Annotated in this window: 1 protein-coding gene; it reads right to left on the minus strand. The window is 68.7% G+C overall.

Annotated elements, in window-relative coordinates; translation table 11 throughout:
- Positions 1 to 44: 44 nt before the first annotated feature.
- Positions 45 to 1,502, minus strand: coding sequence for an IS66 family transposase (locus ABGB08_RS54535; RefSeq protein ID WP_347608491.1), 1,458 nt, complete (start codon positions 1,500 to 1,502; stop codon positions 45 to 47).
- Positions 1,503 to 1,568: the final 66 nt, after the last annotated feature.

Consider the following 1,568-nt stretch of genomic DNA (forward strand, 5'->3'; position numbering starts at 1 on the left):
GTAAGCAATCAGAAGGTTCTGTGACTCTATGTGAAAAGCGCTGATCAGGCGTCGCGTGCGACGGGTGGCATCCAGAGGTTGCCGGTGAAGGCGCGGTAGATCGCCTCGAAGGCGCTCAGCCCGTGCTTGCGGGCGCTGTCGAGGTAGGAGCGGACGGTCAGCCAGTGCGCGGCGCCCTCTTCGGATTGATGGCAGCCGGAGATCTTCACCTGCGTCTTGACCGGGCGGAGCGCACGCTCGCCGGTGTTGTTCGTGAACGGCACCCAGCCGGGGAAGTCGGCGAAGCGCAGCACGTCCGCGGCCCGATCCCGCAGGCGTTCGAGCAGGTTGCGGGCCGGGGACTGTTTCCGTCCCGGGGCGCGGGGATGCAGTGACAGCCCGACTGCGATCCCACGGTGGAAAGCTTGCAGGTAGATCCGTGCCCGTTCGGGCGGGATCTCGATCAGCCCGCTCTCACGGGCCTTGACGGCCTGCTTGTTCAGCTCGGCCAGCGCCCAGCGGATCTGGGCCGGCCATCGCTGGCCGGGATGGTCCTGGGCCGCGGCGGTCAACTCTCTGACCAGGTGGGCGCCGCACAATTGGTGCCGGGCGTGCGGGTAGCCGTTGTACAGCGACAACGAGTCGTGCACCAGCACGCCGCGGAACTCGGGCAGGACGCCGAGGGAGTTGGCACCCTGGCGGGAGCGGTCGCCCAGCCCGAGCAGAGTCAAGGTGGTCGTGCAGGCCACGTGCAGCCAGCGGCGCCCGGTCCCGATCCGGGTGGTGGTCTCATCGACGTGCATCACATGCGTGAGCGTCAGCAACGCACGGATCAGCTTGATACTGGCGGCGACCAGGGCAGCGGCCTCGGCGAGGATCGAGGATACCCAGCCGGGCGAGACGCGGGCTCCGGTGAGGTCGGCGATCAGCTGGGCGCAGCGTTCCACCGGGACATGCTGGAACACCAGGAGATAGGCGGCCAGGGCGCGCAGGCCCGGCCCGTACGACGACGGTGCGCCCGCTACCGTCCCGGGCATGTCCGCGCCGGTGACCCGGCCGCATCCGCCGCACCGGCAGCGATGCGCGCGATGCTCGGTCACCGTGACGGTCACCAGGGGAATGTCACGCACCTGGCGGCGGGTGTACCCGACGCTGTCGGTGGCCGACAGTTCCTTCCCGCATCCCCCGCAGGCGGCCGGGACGTGGTCTTCGACCTCCTCCGGATCATCCACCATGGCCAGGCTGCTTCCCGGCGCTCCGGGCTGGCGGCCACGCTTGCGGCCGCTCTTGGCGGGTGGCTTCTTGTCCGGCCGGGCGAAGGTGTCACTGGACGGCGGTAAGGAGGAGTTCCCCGAATTGCGGCTCTGCCGGCGTTCCAGCTCGGCGACCCGTGCGCTCAGCCGCTCGACCATCGCTTCCAGCTGCACGATCGTTTCCCGCTGGGCCTCGATCGTGGCCATCTGCCGGACCACCAGCGCGGCCAGCTCGTCATACGACGGGCGGCGATCCGGGGTCTTCGGCACCCAAAGATCATCCCATCACCAGGGCGGTACTCACACCCAGATGATCAAGAACTGCTGAATGCATAC

Origin of the sequence: Acrocarpospora sp. B8E8, assembly GCF_039871605.1 — a bacterium.
Taxonomy (GTDB): domain Bacteria; phylum Actinomycetota; class Actinomycetes; order Streptosporangiales; family Streptosporangiaceae; genus Acrocarpospora; species Acrocarpospora macrocephala.